This window comes from Streptomyces scabichelini, assembly GCF_011045015.1.
Taxonomy (GTDB): Bacteria; Actinomycetota; Actinomycetes; order Streptomycetales; family Streptomycetaceae; genus Streptomyces; species Streptomyces scabichelini.
This window is the reverse complement of the sequence record NZ_JAAKZY010000426.1, coordinates 1-2,786: the sequence shown is the minus strand read 5'-3', so window position 1 is coordinate 2,786 and position 2,786 is coordinate 1. Positions and strand designations below refer to the sequence as shown.

2 protein-coding genes are annotated in these 2,786 nt (G+C 71.9%); both read left to right on the top strand.

Annotation, left to right across the window (positions count from 1 at the left end; genetic code table 11):
* Positions 1-37 precede the first annotated feature (37 nt).
* Positions 38-1,381, top strand: a complete 1,344-nt coding sequence (locus G5C60_RS50270) for an MFS transporter (RefSeq protein WP_165270957.1) — start codon at positions 38-40, stop codon at positions 1,379-1,381.
* 71 nt (positions 1,382-1,452) lie between these two features.
* Positions 1,453-2,786: alpha/beta hydrolase family protein (locus G5C60_RS50265; protein WP_338146161.1), on the top strand; the 1,334-nt coding region annotated here is incomplete at its 3' end.

Below are 2,786 nucleotides of genomic sequence, written 5' to 3'. Positions count from 1 at the left end.
ACCCCAATCCCCCCAATCCCCGGAATCCGCAAGGCAGTTGCGCCGCGTCGCGCTGTCCGGGCTCCTCGGTACCGCCGTGGAGTTCTACGACTTCCTGGTCTACGGAACCGTCGCCGCACTCGTCTTCGGTGAGCTGTTCTTCCCGGGAGCCGACCCCGCCGTCGGCACGATCGCGGCGTTCGGCACCTTCGCCGCCGGCTACGTCGCCCGCCCCCTCGGCGGCATCGTCTTCGGTCACTTCGGCGACCGGCTCGGCCGTAAATCCATGCTGTTGCTGACCATGGGCCTGATGGGCGGCGCCAGTTTCCTGATCGGCGTGCTGCCCACGTACGACACCGTCGGCGTCTGGGCCCCCATCCTGCTGATCACCCTGCGCGTCGTACAGGGCCTCGCCATCGGCGGCGAGTGGGGCGGCGCCACGCTCATGGTCGTCGAGCACGCCGGTCAGCGGCGGCGCGGACTGTGGTCCAGCTTCACGCAGATGGGAGCACCGCTCGGCTCCCTGCTGTCGTCGGCCGTGGTCACCCTCGTCGTGGCGCTGCCCCGGGACGAGTTCGCCGCCTGGGGCTGGCGCGTGCCGTTCCTGCTGAGCGTCGTTCTGCTCGGCGTCGGCCTGTTCGTACGTCTGAAGGTGGTCGAGAGCCCGCTGTTCACCGAGGTGAAGAAGGAGCGCAAGGAGGCCCGGCTCCCTATCGTCGACGTCCTGCGCCGCCCGCGCGCCGTACTGCTCGCCTGCTGCGTCGGCATCGGCGCCTTCACCGCCCAGTCCCTGCTGACCAGCTACATGATCGCGTACGCCACCGGCATCGGCTACGCCCGCTCGCAGGTGCTGACCGCCCTCACCGTCTCCGCGTGCGTCGCGCTCGTCGTGCTGCCCTGCGCGTCCGCGCTGTCCGACCGGGTCGGACGCCGCCCCGTCGTGCTCGCCGGTGCCGTCGCCTCCGCGGCGCTCGCCTTCCCGGTGCTCGCCCTGGTCGACTCCGGGTCGCCGGGACTGCTCATCCTGGCCATCGTCCTCGGCCACGGTGTCGCCCAGTCCACGATGTACGGACCGCTCGGCGCGCTGCTCACCGAGATGTTCGGCACCCGGGTCCGCTACACCGGTGCCTCCCTCGGCTACCAGCTCGCCACCCTCGTCGGCGCCGGCTTCTCCCCGATGATCGCCGGGAGCCTGGTCGCCGCGGACGGCGGCGGCTCCACCTCGATCGCCCTGCTGCTGTGCGGCGGCGCCACCGTCACCGCACTGACCGTCTGGTTCCTGCGGGAGACCCACCGGGACTCCCTGAACGAATCCGAATCCGAAGCCGAAGCCGAAGCCGGACCCGAGTCCGGAACCTCCGCCCCCCACACCTCCGCCTCCAAGGAGCAGATCAACTCGTGATCACCTCCACCCGCACCCACGCCCACACCCGCACGTCATTACCGCGCGGCACGGCCGCCCTGGCCGCCCTCGTGCTCGCCGCGTCGGCCACATCCGCCGCGTCGGCCGCACCCGCGGCTCCCGCCTCCGCCGAAGCCCCCGCCGAGCACATCGAGGGCACCCTCCCGTCCGGCGCCAAGTACCTCATGGACAAGCCCGCCGACTGGAACGGCACCGTCCTCCTCTTCAGCCACGGCTACCGGCCCGCCGGTACGCCCCTCGCCGGCCAGAACGCCCCCGACGACGCCACGAAAGCACTCCTCCTCGACCAGGGCTACGCGCTCGTCGGCTCCTCGTACGCCACCAACGGCTGGGCCGTGACGGACGCCGTGCCCGACCAGCTCGCCACCCTCGACGTGTTCACCGGGCGCTACGGCGAGGCGCGGCGCACCATCGCCTGGGGACAGTCGTACGGCGGCCTGGTCACCACCGCGATCGCCGAACGGCACCCCGGGCGCATCGACGGCTCGCTCGCCATGTGCGGGCTCGTCCACGGCGGTGTCGCCAACTGGAACAACACCCTCGACCCCGTCTTCGCCCTGAAGACCCTCCTCACGCCCGGCTCCTCCGTCGACCTGACCGGTTTCCCCGACCAGGCCTCCGCGACAGCCGCCGCAAGCACCCTGAGCAAGGCCGTCACCAGCGCCCAGGGCACACCCGAGGGCCGCGCCCGCATCGCCCTCGCCGCCGCGCTGCACAACATCCCCGGCTGGAACGACACCGCGCAGCCCGAACCGGCCCCGGACGACTGGAACACCCAGCAGGCCAACCAATACCAGGCCCTCCAGGGGATGCTGACCCTGCCCGCGTTCAGCTGGCGCCAGGAGGCCGAGAGCCGGGCGGGCGGCAACATGTCCTGGAACACCGGCGTCGACTACACGAAGATGCTCCGCCGGTCCTCCGTCTTCAAGGAGGTCACCGAGCTGTACAAGGACGCCGGCCTGTCCCTCAAGAACGACCTCGGCGCCCTCGACCGTGCCCCGCGCATCAGCGCCGACCCCGCCGCCGTCGCCTGGATGAGCCGCACCAGCTCCTTCACCGGCAAGCTCACCAAGCCCCAGCTCGACATCCACACCACCGGCGACGCCCTCGTCCCCGTACAGACCGAGAGCGCCTACCGCAGGGCCGCCACCGCCGCGGGCTCGTCACCGCTCCTGCGCCAGGCGTACGTCGACAACCCCGGCCACTGCACCTTCAGCCCGGCCGAGCAGACCGCCGCCGTGCACACCCTGGAGAAGCGCATCGGCACGGGTCACTGGCAGGGCACGGATCCCGCGTCGCTCAACGCCACGGCCGCCGCGGCCGACCCCGCGACCCCGGCCCGCTACATCCCGTACCGGCCCGCGCCCTACCCCCGCCCCTACGA